Here is a 16,180-nt window from a genome sequence, read left to right on the forward strand (position 1 = left end):
GGCGGTTGCCCGGTGTGTCGGCACGCCTGGCCGAGCAGGTGACGGCTCTGGTGCAGGCGCTGCGCGGCGAGGACCTGCTCAAGCCGCCGGGCGTCGCCGAGACGATCGACTGGGCGCAGGCCCTCGACGCGCTCGGCGCGACCGAGGTGGACGCGGAGCTGGCGGTGGCGACGCTGGGTTCGGTGCTGAAGTACCGGGAGGACGCCGAGCGGGCGCGCGGGCTGGATCTGTCGGCGGTGCTCGCCGTCCGAGGGGCGTGAGGAGCGTGCTCGCCGCGGACGCCGCCCTCCTCGGTTTCGCCCGTGCGCTGCGCGCGGCCGGCGTCGACGCGAGCACGGAACGGCTGCACGCGTTCCTCAGTGCGGTGGACATGCTGCGGCCGGAGGCACGGGCGGACGTGTACTGGGCGGGACGGCTGACGCTGTGCGGGGGCCGGGACGACTTGGAGCGGTACGAGCGGGTGTTCGCCGCGTACTTCGGCTCCGGCTCGCCCGCCGCGGAAGCGGTACGGGCCACTCCGCAGCCCCGGCTGCGACTGGTCGTACGGGACGCGCACGCCGGAGGCCACCACGAAGGAGATCGGCAGGGACCGCCCGCCGCCGCCCTGGCCAGCCCCGCCGAGGTCCTCCGGCACCGCGACGTCGCCGAGCTGGACGCCGCCGAACGCGAGCAGGTGCGCCGGCTGCTGGCCGCGTTCGCGCTGTGCGGCGAGGCCCGGCGCAGTGCGCGGCGGCGTCCGGCGCGGCGCGGGCAGGTCGATCCGCACCGGACGGTACGGGAGTTGCTGCGCCGCGGCGGTGAGCCCGCGCGGTTGCTCCGCCACGCCCGGGCAGAGCGGCCTCGGCGGGTCGTGCTGCTGGTGGACGTCAGCGGTTCCATGGCGCCGTACGCCGACGCGCTGCTCCGCTTCGCGCACGCGGCAGCCCGCGGAACACACACCGAAGTCTTCACCATCGGCACCCGGCTGACCCGGGTCACCCGCGAACTGTCGCACCGCGACCCGGACTTGGCGATGGCCGCGCTCGCGGCTGCGGTGCCCGACTGGCGCGGCGGCACCCGACTGGGCGAACTGCTGCGGGAGTTCCTGAACCGCTGGGGACAGCGCGGGCTGGCGCGCGGCGCGGTGGTGGTCCTGCTCTCCGACGGCTGGGAACGCGGCGACCCCGAACTGCTGGCTGACCAGATGCGCCGTCTGCACCGGCTGGCCCACCGGGTGATCTGGGCCAACCCCCGTAAGGCGCGCCCCGGTTACGCACCCGTGGCCGGCGGGATGGCGGCGGCGCTGCCGAGCGTGGACGCGTTCGTCGAGGGGCACAGCGTGGCCGCGCTGGAGCGGCTTGCGGCGGTGGTGAAAGGAGCCGACGATGCGTGACATCCTCCCGGTGCTGCACGGCTGGTACACGGCACGGGTCCCGTTCGGACTCGCCACGGTCGTCGCGACCAGCCGCAGCGCACCGCGCGATCCCGGTGCGGCGATGGCCGTGGGACCGGACGACGAGGTCGTCGGCAGTGTGTCCGGTGGGTGCGTCGAGGGAGCCGTCTTCGAACTCGCCCAGGAAGTGGTGGCGAGCGGCGAGGCGCGCCTGGAGACCTTCGGGTACAGCGACGAGGACGCGTTCGCGGTCGGCCTCACCTGCGGCGGCGAGATCACCCTGCTCGTACGTCCCGTGACGGCCGCCCTGGACCCCTCCTTCGGCGCGGTCGCCGAGTCGGTCGCCGCACACCGCCCCGTGACCGTCGCCACGGTGACCGACGGTCCCGCGCCACGCGGAGCCACCCTCGCCGTATGGCCGGACACCGTGTCCGGCACGCTCGGCACGGAGGGCCTGGACGTGGCCGTCACCGCCGACGCACGCGGCGAACTCGCCCTCGGCGCCACGGGGTTGCGCCACTACGGCCCGCACGGAGAACGCCGCGAGGACGTCGTCACCGTCTTCCTGCACTCCTTCGCCCCTCCGCCGCGCATGCTGGTCTTCGGCGCCATCGACTACGCGGCAGCGGTCGCCCGCATCGGTGATTTTCTCGGCTACCGGGTCACCGTTTGCGACGCCCGCCCGGTCTTCGCCACGCCGAAGCGGTTCCCGGCGGGCGTGGAGGTCGTCGTTGACTGGCCGCACCGCTATCTGCGCTCCACCGACACCGACGAGCGCACGGTGATCTGCGTCCTCACCCACGACCCGAAGTTCGACGTGCCGCTGCTGGAGGAAGCGCTACGCCGACCGGCCGCGTACATCGGGGCGATGGGCAGCCGCCGTACCCACGACGACCGGACGAAACGGCTCACCGAGGCCGGCCTCACCCAACGCGAGCTGTCTCGGCTGCGCTCCCCGGTCGGGCTCGACCTGGGCGCCCGTACGCCCGAGGAGGTCGCCGTGTCCGTCGCCGCCGAGATCGTCGCGCTCCGCTGGGGCGGGACCGGGGCCCCGCTGACGGCGACGGCCGGAGCCATCCATCCGCAGGGAGCGTGAAGGAGGAAGTCATGGAGCTGCACCACGAGTTCACCGTGCCCGTCCCGGTCGACGACGCCTGGCGGACGCTCCTCGACATCGAGCGGGTCGCACCCTGCATGCCGGGCGCGAGCGTCGAGGAGTACGACGGCAAGACCGTGACCGGTTCGGTGAAGGTCAAGGTCGGCCCGATCACCGTGACCTACAAGGGCACGGCCGTCTTCGAGGAGCAGGACGAGTCGGCACACCGCATGGTCCTGATCGCCAGCGGCCGGGAGACCCGCGGCCAGGGCACCGCACGGGCCACGGTGACCGGCACGCTGAGCGAACGCGACGGCGGCACGGCCGTGTCCGTACGGACCGATCTGACGGTGACCGGACGTCCGGCGCAGTTCGGGCGCGGGGTGCTGGCGGAGGTCGGCGACCGGCTGGTCGGGCAGTTCGCCGCGTGCCTCTCCGAGCGGCTGGGCGAGACGGTGGGCGCCGAGGAGGCCGAGGAGTACCCGGACCAGCCGCTGGACGTGTTCCGCCTGATCGGGGTGCCGGTCGCCAAGCGGGCGGCCGGGATCGTCGGGGCGGTGGCCGCGGTGGTGCTGGTGGTCGTAGGAGTGCGGCGGATCTTGGGGCGCCGCGGCTGAACAGGGGGGTAGTCCCCTGCCCGGCCGGCGGGTTGGCCGGATGGCCCGGAGAGAGGTGCGTTTCTACCGTCGAGGTATGAAGCCAATTCATGCACAACAGGACGTATTGCGACTGAGGTTGAGGCGAGAGAGGCGGCGTCGCCGGGCTCGGACGGCGTTGGTCGCCGGGACGGTCGTCGCGGTGGCGATGGCGGGGTCGTGGACGGCCACCGCGGTCGCGACACCACCGGCGAAGACCGCTGCCGCAGACCGGACCGGGCCGGCCGAGCGCGGACATGTGGTCTCGGCCGAGCATCTGCGGACGCTGTCGGCGCGGGCCGTGCGGGCCGAGCTGGCCGGGGACGAGGCGGGGGCCTGGGACACCGACGCGGTCCGCTTCGGCGTGGACACCTACCGGCTGGTGTACCGGACCGTGGACCCGCACGGCCGCCCCACGATCGCCAGCGGTCTGCTCGCCCTCCCCCGCAACGGCGAGCGTCACCTGCGGACGGTGTCGTTCACCCATGGCACCGAGCTGTTCAAAGGCGACGCGCCCTCCGTCTCCCAGGACGTGTGGGATCAGGCCCCGGCGCTGACGTACGCCTCGGCCGGATTCACCGCGGTGGCACCCGACTACCTCGGGCTGGGCCTCGGCCCCGGACCGCACCCCTGGATGGACGTCCCCTCGGAGACCACAGCCTCCCTGGACATGCTGCGCGCGGCTCGCGATTTCGTACCGACGGCCGGTCGCCAGCTGCGGGACGAGGTGCTGGTCACGGGCTTCTCGCAGGGCGCCTCGGCGGCACTGGGGCTGGCCCGGACCTTGCAGGAGGGCGCCGATCCACGGTTCCGGCTCGGTGCGGTGGCACCGGTCAGCGGTGCGTACGCGTTCCGGGACGTGGAACTGCCCGCGCTGCTGAACGGCGAGACCGACCCGAAGGCCGGCGTGATCTACGCCGCGCTCACCCTGGTCGCCTTCAACCGGCTGCACCATCTCTACGACTCGCCGAGCGAGATGTTCCGCGCCCCCTACGACCGGCGGATCGAGCGGCTGCTGGACGGCACCCACACCGGTCAGGAGGTCGTGGCGGGCACCCCGGGCACCCTCGACAAGCTGCTGACGCCCCGCGCTCGCACACTGCTCGCGCACCCGACCGGCCCGCTGGCCGCCGCTCTGCGCGTGGCCGACGGCGTGTGCACCGACTGGACGCCGCGGGTGCCGATACGGCTGTACGCGGCAGAGAACGACGAGCAGGCCGTCAACGCCAACAGCGAGTACTGCCGAGCCGCTCTCGACGCTCCGCTGATCAACCTGGGCACACCCGACTACGGCGGCTCCCGGCACCTGGGCTCCCAGCAGGCGGCCACCGCCGACGTGGTCCGCTGGTTCAGCGAGCTGACGGCAACCGGCGCAGTTCCACGTCCGTGAGGCGCGCGTCGGCCACCGTCGCCGTCATGTACGTGCGGTGCGGCTGACGGCGCCGGTCGGTCGGCGAACCGGGATTGAGCAGTCGCAACCCGTTCGGGGCCGTGGTGTCCCACGGGATGTGGCTGTGACCGAAGACCAGCACGTCCAGGTCGGGGAAGCGCGCGGCACAGCGGGCCTCCCTGCCCTGGGCGGCGCCCGTCTCGTGGACGACACCGAACCGCAGGCCGGCGAGTTCGGCGTACGCCACCTCGGGGAGCCGGGCCCGCAGGTCGGGACCGTCATTGTTGCCGTACACGCCGATCAGTCTGCGACAGTGGGCCTCCAGCAGGTCGAGCGTGGCCGTGTCGACCCAGTCGCCCGCGTGGAACACCACGTCGGCGTGCGGGAGTTCGGCAAGCAGCTGCCCCGGCAGCGCCTTGGCGCGCTTGGGGAGATGGGTGTCGGACATCAGGAGCAGGCGCACGTCGTCAGCCTAGGCCGCGGTGATCGGCGCCACGCGGTGGACCCTGCGCATGCCGGCCCGGGCAAACGGGTTAGCATCGGGCAACGCCCACCGTGCCACAGTGGAAACGGGAAGCGAACTAAGGGGGCTTCAGCCGGATGCCGGTCAAGGTCAGCGTCGTCGTCCCGGTGTACAACCCCGGGCCATATGTCGAGGATTGCATCTCCTCGCTGCTGCGGCAGTCCCTGCCGCCCGACGAGTTCGAAGTGATCTTCGTCGACGACGGCTCCACCGACGAGACCCCGGCCCGCCTCGACGCGCTCGCCGCCGACCGCCCCGGTCTCGTCCAGGTCATCCACCAGGAGAACTCCGGCTGGTCGGGCAAGCCCCGCAACGTCGGCATCGCCGCCGCCAAGGGCGAGTTCGTGATGTTCGTCGACAACGACGACTACCTGGGCGACGAGGCCCTGGAGCGGATGTACGACTACGGCGTGGCCAACGGCGCCGACGTCGTCGTGGGAAAGATGGCCGGCAAGGGCCGCGGCGTTCCGGTGGAGTTGTTCCGTCGCAACCACCCGCACGCCACCGTCGAGAACGCCCCGCTGATCGACAGCCTCACCCCGCACAAGATGATCCGCCGGGACTTCCTCGACCGGATCGGCCTGCGCTTCCCCGAGGGGCGGCGGCGGCTGGAGGACCACGTCTTCATCGCCGAGGCGTATCTGCGCGCGGACAACGTCTCGGTGCTCAGCGACTACGTCTGCTACTACCACGTCAAGCGGGACGACGCCTCGAACGCGGGCTTCCAGCGCTTCGACCCCGTCGGATACTTCAAGAACCTCTGCGAGGCCCTCGACGTCGTCGACCGCTACACCGAGCCGGGGCCGCTGCGGGACCGGCTGCACCGGCGGTGGCTGCGGGTGGAGATCGTCGAGCGGATGCGTGGCCGCCGGCTGCTGGCGATGCCGGCCGACTACCGCAAGGAGCTGTTCGACGCGATGCGCGGCGTCGTCGTCGAGCGCTTCGGCCCGGGTGTCGCGGCCGGGCTGCAGCCGACCCAGCAGGTCGTCGCCGCACTGATCGCCGCCGACCGGTATGCCGATGTCGAGGACTTCGCCGAATGGGAGGCCTCCGTCGTACCGAAGGCCGCGCCGGAGAGCCTCACCTGGCAGGACGGCACGCTGCGGATCGACTTCACCGCCGAGTACGTGTCGCGCGGCAAACCCTTGGTGTTTCCCGCCGACGGGGTCCGTACACCGCTGGACGTGTCCGACGCCGTCGCCTGGGTCACCGCGGACACCGCCGCCCGGTTCGGCGAGGCCCGGGTCGATCTGCTGCTGCGCGAGCGCTCCAGCGCCGCCCAGTACTTCCAGCCGGTGGAGTTCACCCGCGAGCGGATCGAGGACGGGGACGGTGTGCGGCTGGTGCTGCGCGCCGGGGCCACCGTGGATCCCACGGCCGTGGCGGGCGACGGTGTGTGGGACGCGTATGTCCGGGTCCGGCTGGGCGGCTGGACCAAGGAGTGCCGGTTGGGTCCGGCCCCTCGGGATGCCCGCCGGGCCCCGCACGCCGGTGTGGTGAGCGGCCGTGTGGTGCTGCCGTACTGGACCGAACCGCACGCCAACCTCTCCCTGGACATCGACCGCGCGAGCACCCGGCTCGGCCTCGGCGGGCTGTTGCCGGATGCCGTCTCGGTCTCCGGCGGCCGGCTCCGCGCCGCGCTGCCGCTGTACGTCGCCGGTGACACCGAGGTCCTGCTGCGTGTCAGCTCCGGTGACGCGAAGGTGGACGTGCCGGGCACCCTGTACGCGGACGGATCCGGGGCGCGGCTGGAGGCCGTTCTGCCCGCCGACCGTCTGAAGGGCGCGACCTGGAAGGTCGCCGTCAGTCCGCGTACCGCCGCACCGCGATTCCTCGCGCTGCCGTTCACCGTCACGGCCGGTGTCGGTGGGGTGCGCGTGGTGCGGAAGCGGAAGCAGAAGCAGTCTCCCGGCGTGCTGCGACGGCTGCGACGCGCCGTGGGCAGGGTCGTACGAAAGGCGGCGGCCCGCATCAGGAATCGGAGGGCGTGAACGGATGCGACCACTGGGGATCGAAGGTGCCTGGGTGCTGGAACCCAAGGTGTTCCCGGACGAGCGGGGCAGCTTCCACGAGTGGTACCGCGGCGATGAGTTCCGCGAGGCCACCGGATACGACCTGACGCTCGCCCAGGCCAACTGCTCGGTCTCCCGCCGGGGCGTGCTGCGGGGCCTGCACTTCGCCGACGTGCCGCCCGGCCAGGCCAAGTACCTCACCTGTGTGCGCGGGGCCGTGCTCGACGTGGTGGCCGACATCCGCGTGGGGTCACCGACCTTCGGGCAGTGGGAAGCGGTACGGCTCGACGACGACACCCGGCACGCCGTGTTCCTCGCGGAGGGGCTCGGGCACGCCTTCATGGCGCTCACCGACGACGCGACGGTGGTCTACCTGTGCTCGACCGGGTACGCGCCCGGGCGCGAGCACGGGGTGGATCCGCTGGATCCGGACCTGGGGATCGAGTGGCCGCGGGACATCCCGCCGGTGCTGTCGGAGAAGGACGCGGCCGCGCCCTCGCTGGCCGAGGCGGAGCGGTCCGGGCTGCTGCCGTCGTACAAGGACTGCTCCGCCTACTACCGGCGGCTGCGCGGGCTCAGCGACTGACGCTGAGCTGCTCCACGCTGCGGCGCAACGGCTCCCAGCCGCGGGACCGCTTGGTTCCGCGGTTGCGGGCCCGCACGAGCGGCGCCCAGAACCCGGCCCCGACCAGCGTCTCGGGCTTCACCGCTGAGGTCCGTTCCAGGACCGTCTCCGGCACCTTCTGCGGGTCGGGGACGACGTACTCGGCGACGATCTCGTCGTACTTGTCCGTCAGGACGGTGTTGTCGGGATCGGCGCCGAAGACGACGAGCTGGCCGGTCGGCTGGGTGTCGACGAGGACCGTCACCAGGTCGGGGCGGAAGCGGTTCAGCACCTCGACCATCTTGTAGACGTCGCCGGTCCAGGCGCCGGTGTGCCGGTCCCGCGCCGCCTCGTCGACATTGCGCGGCAGCATGTCGTCGAAGACGATGACGCTCGCCCAGTCGGAGTGCTTCTCGACGTTGATGAAGTCGCGCAGCGTGTACTCGAAGAGGTGCATGCCGTCGATGAACGACAGGTCGAGGGTGGTGCGCTGCCAGTGGCCGAACGGGCTGCGGTTGCGGGCGAGATTGCGCAGCGGGTGCCGGCCGCCCTTCAGATGCCCCAGCGGGTTCTGGCGGGCGAAGAAGTCGTCACTCGTCGCCTTCGCCAGATGGACGTCGCAGCGGATCTCCGTGACCACCTTGAACGCGGGATCGATCGCGATGCTGGGCACACGCGACAGTGTCAGGCTGCGGCCGTCGTTGACACCGATCTCCAGGTAGTTGCGGTTCGCGCTGACCTTGTGGAGTTCCCGCAGGAACTCATGACGTTTCACGACGTAATCTCCTTGCGGATATGGGGCATTGCTTCATTCAGGGCGTCCCGCCAGTCGCGCGGAGCCGGCAGGCCGATCTGCTGCCACCGGCCGTGCGCGAGGGCGCTGTAGGCGGGGCGGGGTGCGGGCCGGGGAAAGGCCTCGCTGCCGGTGGGGCGCACCCGGTCCGGGTCGGCGCCGAGGAGTCGGAAGACTTCCCGGGCCAGTTCGTACCAGGTGGCCTCGCCGGAACTCGTGGCGTGGAACACGCCGTTCGCGCCGGGGCCGAGGTCGGCGATGCGCGTGGCGACGTCGGCGCTCCACGTGGGCTGTCCGCGCTGGTCGTCGACGACGTCCAGGGTGTCCCGGCGTCCCTCGAGCTCGATCATCGTACGGACGAAACTGCGGCCGTGGACGCCGTAGAGCCAGGCGGTGCGCACGACGGCGCCCGCGGCCGGGAGTTCCTCGAGTACGGCGAGCTCGCCGGCGAGCTTCGTGCGGCCGTACGCGGTGCGCGGGGCCGGGGGGTGGTCCTCCGGGTAGGGGGCGGAGCGGTCGTCGCCGGCGAAGACGTAGTCGGTGGAGACGTGCACGAGGCGGGCGCCGGCGGACGCGCAGGCGCGGGCCAGCAGTCGCGGTCCGTCGCCGTTGATCCGCAGGGCCCGCTCCTCGTCGCTCTCCGCGTCGTCGACGGCCGTGTACGCCGCGCAGTTGACGACGACGTCCGGGCGATGCTCGGCGAAGGCGGCCGAAACGGCGTCGGGCCGGGTGATGTCGAGGGCGGCGTGGTCCAGGGCGACCACGGGTGCGCCCCGGCCGCGGAGTTCCGCGACCAGGTCGCGGCCGAGCATGCCGCCCGCTCCGGTGACCAGCCAGTTCATGCGCTCTCCCGTCCGACGCGCTGCTTGAGCGGCTCCCACCAGGCCCGGTTCTCCCGGTACCAGGCGACGGTGTCGGCGAGGCCGGTGGTGAAGTCGTGGCGGGGCTGGTAACCGAGCTCGGTGCGGGCCTTGCTCCAGTCCACCGAGTAGCGCAGGTCGTGGCCCTTGCGGTCCTCGACATGCTCCACCCGGTCCCAGCCCGCGCCGCAGGCGTCCAGGAGCAGCCCGGTCAGCTCCTTGTTGCTCAACTCGGTGCCGCCGCCGATGTTGTAGACCTCGCCGGGGCGGCCCTGGGTACGGACGAGTTCGACGCCCTGGCAGTGGTCGTCGACGTGCAGCCAGTCGCGGACGTTGAGGCCCTCGCCGTACAGCGGGACCTTCTTGCCGTCGAGGAGGTTGGTGACGAACAGCGGGATGACCTTCTCGGGGAACTGGTGCGGGCCGTAGTTGTTGGAGCAGCGGGTGACGCGGACGTCCAGGCCGTGGGTGCGGTGGTAGGCGAGGGCGAGCAGGTCGGAGGAGGCCTTGGAGGCGGAGTAGGGCGAGTTGGGGCTCAGCGGGTGGTCCTCCGGCCAGGATCCGGTGTCGATGGACCCGTAGACCTCGTCGGTGGAGACGTGCACGAACGGGCCGACGCCGTGCCGCAGGGCCGCGTCCAGCAGGGTCTGGGTGCCCAGGACGTTGGTGCGTACGAAATCGGTGGCGCCGGTGATCGAGCGGTCCACGTGGGACTCCGCCGCGAAGTGCACCACCTGGTCGGCCCGGGACATCAACTTGTCCACGAGTTCGGCGTCGCAGATGTCGCCCTGCACGAACTCCAGCCGGGGATGGTCGAGTTCGAGGTTGTCGAGCGTGCCGGCGTAGGTCAGTTTGTCGAGCACCGTGATGTCGGGGCCGTCGGCGGCGAGCAGCGTACGGACGTACGTCGAGCCGATGAACCCGGCGGCGCCGGTGACGAGGAGGTTCATGTGTGGATCTGCACCTTGCTGTGGTCTCCGAGGACGAGTCGATGGGCACTGGGCACGTTCGGCGCCGGGGTCACCTGGACGTGCCGCCCGATGAGGGAGCTCTCGATGCGGCCCACTCCGGCGATCGAGGAGTCCCGCAGGACGATGGAGAACTCCAACTCGCTGTCGGTGATACGGCAGTTCTCCGCGACGGAGGTGAACGGGCCGATGTAGGAGTCGCTGACGACGGTTCCGGCGCCGATGACGCAGGGGCCGACGATGCGTGAGTCGGTGACGCGCGCGCCTTCCTCGACCACGACCCGCCCGATGGTCTCGGACCGCTCGTCCACCTCGCCGTCGATGCGGCGTTCGAGGCCTTCCAGGACTGTCCGGTTCACCTCAAGCATGTCGACGACGTTCCCGGTGTCCTTCCAGTAGCCGTGGATGACCGTGGAGCGGACGTCGGCGTGGGCGTCGATGAGGTGCTGGATGGCGTGGGTGATCTCCAACTCGCCGCGCCAGGACGGCTCGATGGCGCGCACGGCCTCGTGGATCACCGGGGTGAACAGGTAGACGCCGACGAGGGCGAGGTCGCTCTTGGGGTGTTCCGGCTTCTCCTCCAGGCCGATCACCTGCCCGGTCGCGTCGAGTTCGGCGACGCCGAAGGCGCGCGGGTCGGGGACGCGGGTGAGCAGGATCTGGGCGTCGGGGCGGTTTCTGCGGAAGCCGTCGACGAGGTCGGTGATGCCGCCGACGATGAAGTTGTCGCCGAGGTACATCACGAAGTCGTCGTCGCCGAGATAGTCACGGGCGATCAGCACCGCGTGGGCCAGCCCCAGCGGCCGCTCCTGCGGGATGTAGGTGACCTGCAGGCCGAACTTCGATCCGTCGCCGACGGCGTCCTGGATCTCGGCCGCGGTGTCGCCGACGATCATGCCGACTTCGGTTATGCCTGCGGCGGCGATGGACTCCAACCCGTAGAACAACACAGCCTTGTTGGCGACCGGGACGAGTTGTTTGGCCGATGTGTGAGTGATCGGCCTCAATCGCGTACCGGCGCCCCCGGACAGCACGAGAGCCTTCATCTGGTTCACCATAGCCTCGTTCAGCGGAAAGGGAACGTTAACCCTTTATTTGATCCGTACGAGGGCGATCTCGCTCCAGACCTGCTTGCCGCCGCTGACCGGGACGGTCCCCCAGGACACCGACATGGCCTCGACGAGGAGGATGCCACGACCGCCGGTGGCCTCCCAGCCGATGCTGGTCGGCTTGATCGGGCTGCGGGGCGAGGCGTCGGTGACCGTGACGCGCATCCGGTGGTTGACGAGGGTGAGGTCGAGGCGGACCCGGCCGTCGGTGTGCACCAGGGCGTTGGTGACCAGCTCGGAGACCACGAGCAGGACGGCGTCCTGTTCCTCGGTCACGCCCCAGGCGCGCAGGGTGCGCCGGGTGAAGCGGCGCGCGTGCCGGACGGCCTCGGGGACGCGCCACACCGTCCAGCTCTCGCGCAGCGGGCGCACGGCCATGCCGTCGTAGCGCAGCAGGAGCAGGGCCACGTCGTCGCTGCGGCGGGCGTTGCCGAGGAGGCCGTCTGCGACGAGGCCGAGGTGGGCGGGGTCGGAGAGGGACAGCTCGCGGGCGAACCGGTCCATGCCCTCGTCGATGTCGGCCTCGGTGGACTCGACCAGACCGTCCGTGGTCAGGGCGACCAGCGTGCCCGGCTGCAGGCGCAGCGGGCTCATCGGGAACTCGGTCTGCGTCACCACGCCGAGCGGCGGGCCGCCCTCCGCCTCGGCGATCTCCGTGCTGCCGTCCGGGTGGCGCAGCACCGGCGGCAGATGGCCGGCGCGGACGCACCAGGCGGAGCCCTCCTCCAGGTCGATGTCGACGTAGCAGCAGGTGGCGAAGAGGTCCGTCTCCAGCTCCATCAGGAGCCGGTTGGAGTGGGAGACCACGACGTCGGGCGGGTGGCCTTCGGCGGCGTAGGCGCGCAGTGCCGTGCGCATCTGGCCCATGAGGGTGGCGGCGGCGGCGCTGTGGCCCTGGACGTCGCCGATGACGAGGGCTACATGGTTGTCGGGCAGCGGGATCACGTCGTACCAGTCGCCGCCGAGTTCCAGTCCCGCCGTGCTGGGCAGGTAGCGGGCGACGGCTTCCGCGCCCGGCAGCCGCGGCAGGCGGCGCGGCAGCAGCTGGCGCTGAAGCATGCCGACGAGTTCGTGCTCGGCGTCGAAGGCGCGGGCCCGCATCAGGGCCTGCCCGGCGAGGCCGGCGGAGGCGGTGAGCAGGGCCCGTTCGTCGGGCCCGAAGTCGTGCGGGAGGTCCCAGCCGATCAGACAGGCGCCGGCCATGCGGCCCGCCCCGGGCAACGGCAGCACGGCCAGGCCGCCCGGGCCGACCTCGGCGAGCGCGGGCTCCAGGGCGGTGCCGGCGGGCCAGATCTGGGCGCGGCCCTCGCGCAGGGCGGCGGCGAGGGTGGGCATCGCCCGCACGGGCGCGTCCGGCCACTCGGTGCGCCATTCGGTGCGCCACAGCTCGGGCCAGGACTCCGGTTCGGGCGGGTCGAGGACGGTGACGACGAGCCGGTCCGCCTCCAGCTCGGCGAGCGCGATCCGGTCGGCCCGCAGGGGGCCGCGCAGCGCCGATACGACGGCCTTGCCGACGTCGCGTACGGTCCCGGCGATGGCCAGCGCGGCGGCCAGCCGCTGGACGCGGGCCACGTCGGTGACGTCGGAGCGCAGCTTGGACGCGTCGGCGACGGTGCCGACGAGCCGGGCCGGGCGGCCCTCGCCGCCGGGTACCAGCCGGCCGCGCAGCCGCAGCCACTTCGGCGGGCCGGCGGGCTGCAGGACCCGGAACTCCAGCTCACGCTCGCCGATGGACATGTGGTCGGCCTCGACGACGGACATCAGGGAGGGCAGGTCCTCGGGGACGGTCAGGCCCAGCAGGGTCTCGACCCGGCCGTCGAAGTCCGCCGGGTCCAGGCCGAACAGCTCCAGGATGTCGTCGCCGACCTCGACGCGGCCGCTGTCCATGGCGAGGCTGAACTCGCCCGAGGGCAGTTCGCCGCCTTCGGCGGACGCCGTCGGCACGGGCGAGACGACGGCGTCGGCGATCAGTTCGAGGCAGGCACGGTCGTCGGTGTCGTAGCCGTCGGGGTTGTCACTCAGGGCGACGAGCGTGCCACCGCCGGCGCCGTGCACGGGGAGGGCGGCCAGGAAGAACTCCCGGGAGGGCACGCGCCGTGACTCGGCTCCCTCGGCCAGTTCCTGCGGGCCGAGCCACACCGCCTGCCCCGAGCGGTGGGCGTCGGCCAGCGGGGACCGTCCGGACACCGGATAGCTGTCGCGCAGTCCGTACAGCGTCCTGGGCACGCCTGCCGACTCGACCAGGCACAGCGTCTCGCCGTCCCCACTCGGGGTGTACACGGCGGCGAACGAGGCCCGCGCGAAGACGAGGACCTGTTCGAGGATCCGGCGCAGCCGGTCGGGGGACTCGGCATCGGCCGTCAGCGTCTTGAGGGCGGTTTCGGCACGCAGGGTTCGCGTTCCGCGTGCCGCATCGCCCTCAGTGACCACGTCCGCAATTACAGCGCGTATGGGGCGCGTGCGCAGCCCCTGTGACCGTTCGGCGGCTACGCGCCTTCACTTACCCGTGCCGCGCCCGGCTCGTTGGCGTGCTCGCCGTGCGCGACAGCCCGGCAGGAGAGAGATTTGATCCCTGGAACCCGTCCGCGCGGCCGTGCGAGGAGGTGGTCGGCGTGTCCGAGGAGCAGCGGCCGCCCACACAGGCGCCGGCGGCCGCCAGGACGCGGGTCGGCCGACCGCTGCTGTCGCTCGCGCTGGCCTCGATGATGGACGAGGTGCACGCGCACTCCGGCGCGGTGTATCTGCTGGCCGCCGACGAGCCGGTGCTGGAGATGGCGGTCATGGCGGGGCTGCCCCGGGCGTTCGCCGCCCCGTGGGAGCGGGTCGGCCTGAGCGCCCCCATCCCGGTGTCGGACGCGCTGCGGGAGCGGCGGCTGGTCTGGATCGGCGGCGAGGAGGACATGGCACGCCGCTATCCGCGCATCGCCGTGGTGCTCCCCTATCCGTTCGCGATGGCGGCGCTGCCGGTGGCGACGCCGACCACCAAGTACGGGGCCGTGTTCGTGACCTGGCCCGGGGCGCACGCGCCGGAGCTGTCCGACCGGGAGCGTGACCACCTGACGGCCGCCTGCGACCGGCTCGCGGTACGGCTGGAGCGTGCCGTGCAGGACAGCCGCCCGCCCCATCCCGAGCCGGATCTGCTGGCGGCGCCGCTGCTCGGCGGGACGGCCGGCACGCTCGGCACGGTCGAGGCCGCGCGGATGGTGGCGCGGCTGCCGTACGGCCTGTGCTCGCTCGATCTGCACGGCCGGATCTGCTTCGCCAACGCGGCAGCCGCCGAGCTCATCGGCAAGCCGGTGAGCGGGCTGCTGGGCACCCAGCTGTGGGCGGCGGTGCCCTGGCTGAACGACCCGGTGTACGAGGACCGCTACCGGGCGGCGCTGCTCAGCCAGCAGTCCACGTCGTTCGTGGCGCTGCGCCCGCCGGGCGACTGGCTGTCGTTCCGGCTGTATCCGAGTACGACCGGGCTGAGCGTGCGCATCAGCCGGGCGCGGGCCGTGGCCGAGATGAGCAGGGCCGGGCCGCAGCCGGGCGGTGCCCCGTCCCGGCTGGTCACCATCTCCCAGGTGCTGAGCCTGGCCGGCGCGCTCACCGAGGCGGTCAGTGTGCAGGACGTGGTGCAACTGGTCGCCGACGAGATCGCGCCGGCCGTGGGCAGCCAGGCCCTGGTGGTCCTCGGCTCGCGCGGCGGCCGGCTGCATGTGCTGGGGCATCGCGGCTACCCGGACCCGCACGTCGTGGAGCGGTTCGACGGGATGCCGATGACCGAGCGGACGCCGGGCACACACGCCCTGACCAGCGGGGTGCCCGCGTTCTTCGAGTCCCGGGAGCAGCTGGAGCGCCTGTACCCGCTGAAGCACGCGACCCCGGACGGCTTTGCGGCCTGGGCGTATCTGCCGCTGATCGCCTCCAGCCGGCCGGTGGGCACCTGTGTGCTCGCCTATGCCGAGCCGCACCCCTTCCCCGCCGACGAGCGGGCGGTGCTCAACAGCCTGGGCGGGCTGATCGCGCAGGCGCTGGAACGGGCCCTGCTCTACGACGCCAAGCATCAGCTCGCCCACGGACTGCAGGCGGCGCTGCTGCCGCACTCGCTGCCGCGGCTGCCCGGCATCGACGCCGCCGCGCGCTATCTGCCCGCGACCCGGGGCATGGAGATCGGCGGCGACTTCTACGACCTGGTGCCCAGCCTGCCGCTGGCCGCCGCGGTGATCGGGGACGTGCAGGGGCACAACGTGACGGCGGCGGGGCTGATGGGGCAGCTCCGTACCGCCGTACGTGCGTACACGGCCGTCGGGCAGGCCCCCGAGGAGGTCATGCGCAGCACCAACCGGCTGATGATCGACCTGGGCGCCGATCTGTTCGCCAGCTGCCTGTATCTGCGGCTCGATCCCGCGCGCGGGCGGGCCGTGATGGCACGGGCGGGGCATCCGCCGCCGTTGCTGCGCCGGGCGGACGGCCGGGTCCGGGTGCTCGACCTGGCGGGCGGTCCGCTGCTGGGCATCGACGCGTCGGCCACGTATCCGACGACGGAGGTCGACCTCGCCCCCGGCTGTGTGCTCGTCCTCTACACCGACGGGCTGATCGAATCCCCCGGCATCGACATCGAGGACGCGCTCGCCGATCTCGGGCAGCGGCTCGGCGAGGCCGGGGACCTGCCCCTGGACGAGCTGGCGGACCGGCTCGTGGAAGGGAGCGCGGCGACCGAGGAACGGCTGGACGACGTGGCGTTGCTGCTGTTGCGGGCGCGGGAGTGACGGGGCTTCGGCGCACCAGGCGGCGCCCCGCGCACAGGCGGTCCGGCCCTCCCGCCGGAGGGCC

The 16,180-nt window shown here is 72.4% G+C and carries 13 protein-coding genes and 1 pseudogene; 8 read left to right on the forward strand and 6 right to left on the reverse strand.

The window, feature by feature from the left end:
- The 5 genes and pseudogenes from ACTWQO_RS12515 to ACTWQO_RS12535 form a co-directional block, all read left to right on the forward strand.
- A pseudogene (locus ACTWQO_RS12515) lies at window positions 1-260 on the forward strand (AAA family ATPase); the annotation flags it as partial.
- A gap of 5 nt (window positions 261-265) precedes the next feature.
- Window positions 266-1,372: a vWA domain-containing protein gene (locus tag ACTWQO_RS12520; protein WP_443237334.1), complete on the forward strand. Its 1,107-nt coding sequence runs from the start codon at window positions 266-268 to the stop codon at window positions 1,370-1,372.
- Window positions 1,365-2,468 (forward strand): XdhC family protein, encoded by a 1,104-nt coding sequence (locus ACTWQO_RS12525; RefSeq protein WP_443237335.1) that lies wholly within the window; start codon window positions 1,365-1,367, stop codon window positions 2,466-2,468. Before ACTWQO_RS12520 ends, ACTWQO_RS12525 begins: the two co-directional genes overlap by 8 nt.
- An 11-nt stretch (window positions 2,469-2,479) precedes the next feature.
- The gene (locus ACTWQO_RS12530) at window positions 2,480-3,085 is read left to right on the forward strand and encodes an SRPBCC family protein (RefSeq protein WP_443237336.1); all 606 of its coding nucleotides are present in this window, start codon (window positions 2,480-2,482) and stop codon (window positions 3,083-3,085) included.
- Between the two features lie 76 nt (window positions 3,086-3,161).
- Window positions 3,162-4,493, forward strand: a complete 1,332-nt coding sequence (locus tag ACTWQO_RS12535) for an alpha/beta hydrolase family protein (protein ID WP_443237337.1) — start codon at window positions 3,162-3,164, stop codon at window positions 4,491-4,493.
- On the opposite strand, the gene ACTWQO_RS12540 is transcribed toward ACTWQO_RS12535, so the two are convergent.
- Window positions 4,453-4,956: a metallophosphoesterase family protein gene (locus ACTWQO_RS12540; RefSeq protein WP_443237338.1), complete on the reverse strand. Its 504-nt coding sequence runs from the start codon at window positions 4,954-4,956 to the stop codon at window positions 4,453-4,455. The two genes, ACTWQO_RS12535 and ACTWQO_RS12540, sit on opposite strands and share 41 nt — an antisense overlap.
- Before the next feature lie 137 nt (window positions 4,957-5,093).
- On the opposite strand from ACTWQO_RS12540, the gene ACTWQO_RS12545 reads away from it, so the two are divergent.
- Both ACTWQO_RS12545 and rfbC read left to right on the forward strand, forming a co-directional pair.
- A complete protein-coding gene (locus tag ACTWQO_RS12545) occupies window positions 5,094-7,007 on the forward strand; it encodes a glycosyltransferase family 2 protein (protein ID WP_443237339.1) in 1,914 nt (637 codons plus the stop codon).
- 4 nt (window positions 7,008-7,011) lie between these two features.
- Window positions 7,012-7,614 carry a dTDP-4-dehydrorhamnose 3,5-epimerase gene (rfbC, locus tag ACTWQO_RS12550; RefSeq protein WP_443237340.1) on the forward strand — a complete coding sequence of 201 codons (603 nt, stop codon included), beginning with the start codon at window positions 7,012-7,014 and terminating at the stop codon, window positions 7,612-7,614.
- On the opposite strand, the gene ACTWQO_RS12555 is transcribed toward rfbC, so the two are convergent.
- From ACTWQO_RS12555 to ACTWQO_RS12575, 5 genes are read right to left on the reverse strand one after another with little or no spacing between them, the layout of a single operon-like run.
- Window positions 7,604-8,407 carry a class I SAM-dependent methyltransferase gene (locus ACTWQO_RS12555; RefSeq protein ID WP_443237341.1) on the reverse strand — a complete coding sequence of 268 codons (804 nt, stop codon included), beginning with the start codon at window positions 8,405-8,407 and terminating at the stop codon, window positions 7,604-7,606. The genes rfbC and ACTWQO_RS12555 overlap by 11 nt on opposite strands.
- Window positions 8,404-9,267 carry a dTDP-4-dehydrorhamnose reductase gene (rfbD, locus tag ACTWQO_RS12560; RefSeq protein WP_443237342.1) on the reverse strand — a complete coding sequence of 288 codons (864 nt, stop codon included), beginning with the start codon at window positions 9,265-9,267 and terminating at the stop codon, window positions 8,404-8,406. The genes ACTWQO_RS12555 and rfbD overlap by 4 nt, the downstream gene beginning before the upstream one ends.
- Complete coding sequence (rfbB, locus tag ACTWQO_RS12565) at window positions 9,264-10,235, reverse strand: dTDP-glucose 4,6-dehydratase (RefSeq protein ID WP_443237343.1); 972 nt, start codon at window positions 10,233-10,235, stop codon at window positions 9,264-9,266. The genes rfbD and rfbB overlap by 4 nt, the downstream gene beginning before the upstream one ends.
- Entirely contained in the window at window positions 10,232-11,299 is a 1,068-nt protein-coding gene (locus ACTWQO_RS12570) for a glucose-1-phosphate thymidylyltransferase (protein WP_443237344.1), read from the reverse strand. Before ACTWQO_RS12570 ends, rfbB begins: the two co-directional genes overlap by 4 nt.
- A gap of 45 nt (window positions 11,300-11,344) precedes the next feature.
- Window positions 11,345-13,792 (reverse strand): SpoIIE family protein phosphatase, encoded by a 2,448-nt coding sequence (locus ACTWQO_RS12575; RefSeq protein ID WP_443237345.1) that lies wholly within the window; start codon window positions 13,790-13,792, stop codon window positions 11,345-11,347.
- A gap of 173 nt (window positions 13,793-13,965) precedes the next feature.
- Between ACTWQO_RS12575 and ACTWQO_RS12580 the strand changes: the two genes are divergently transcribed.
- Entirely contained in the window at window positions 13,966-16,116 is a 2,151-nt protein-coding gene (locus tag ACTWQO_RS12580; protein ID WP_443237541.1) for a SpoIIE family protein phosphatase, read from the forward strand.
- Window positions 16,117-16,180: the final 64 nt, after the last annotated feature.

Origin of the sequence: Streptomyces sp. 4N124 (genome assembly GCF_052245395.1) — a bacterium.
In the GTDB taxonomy this organism is placed as follows: Bacteria; Actinomycetota; Actinomycetes; order Streptomycetales; family Streptomycetaceae; genus Streptomyces.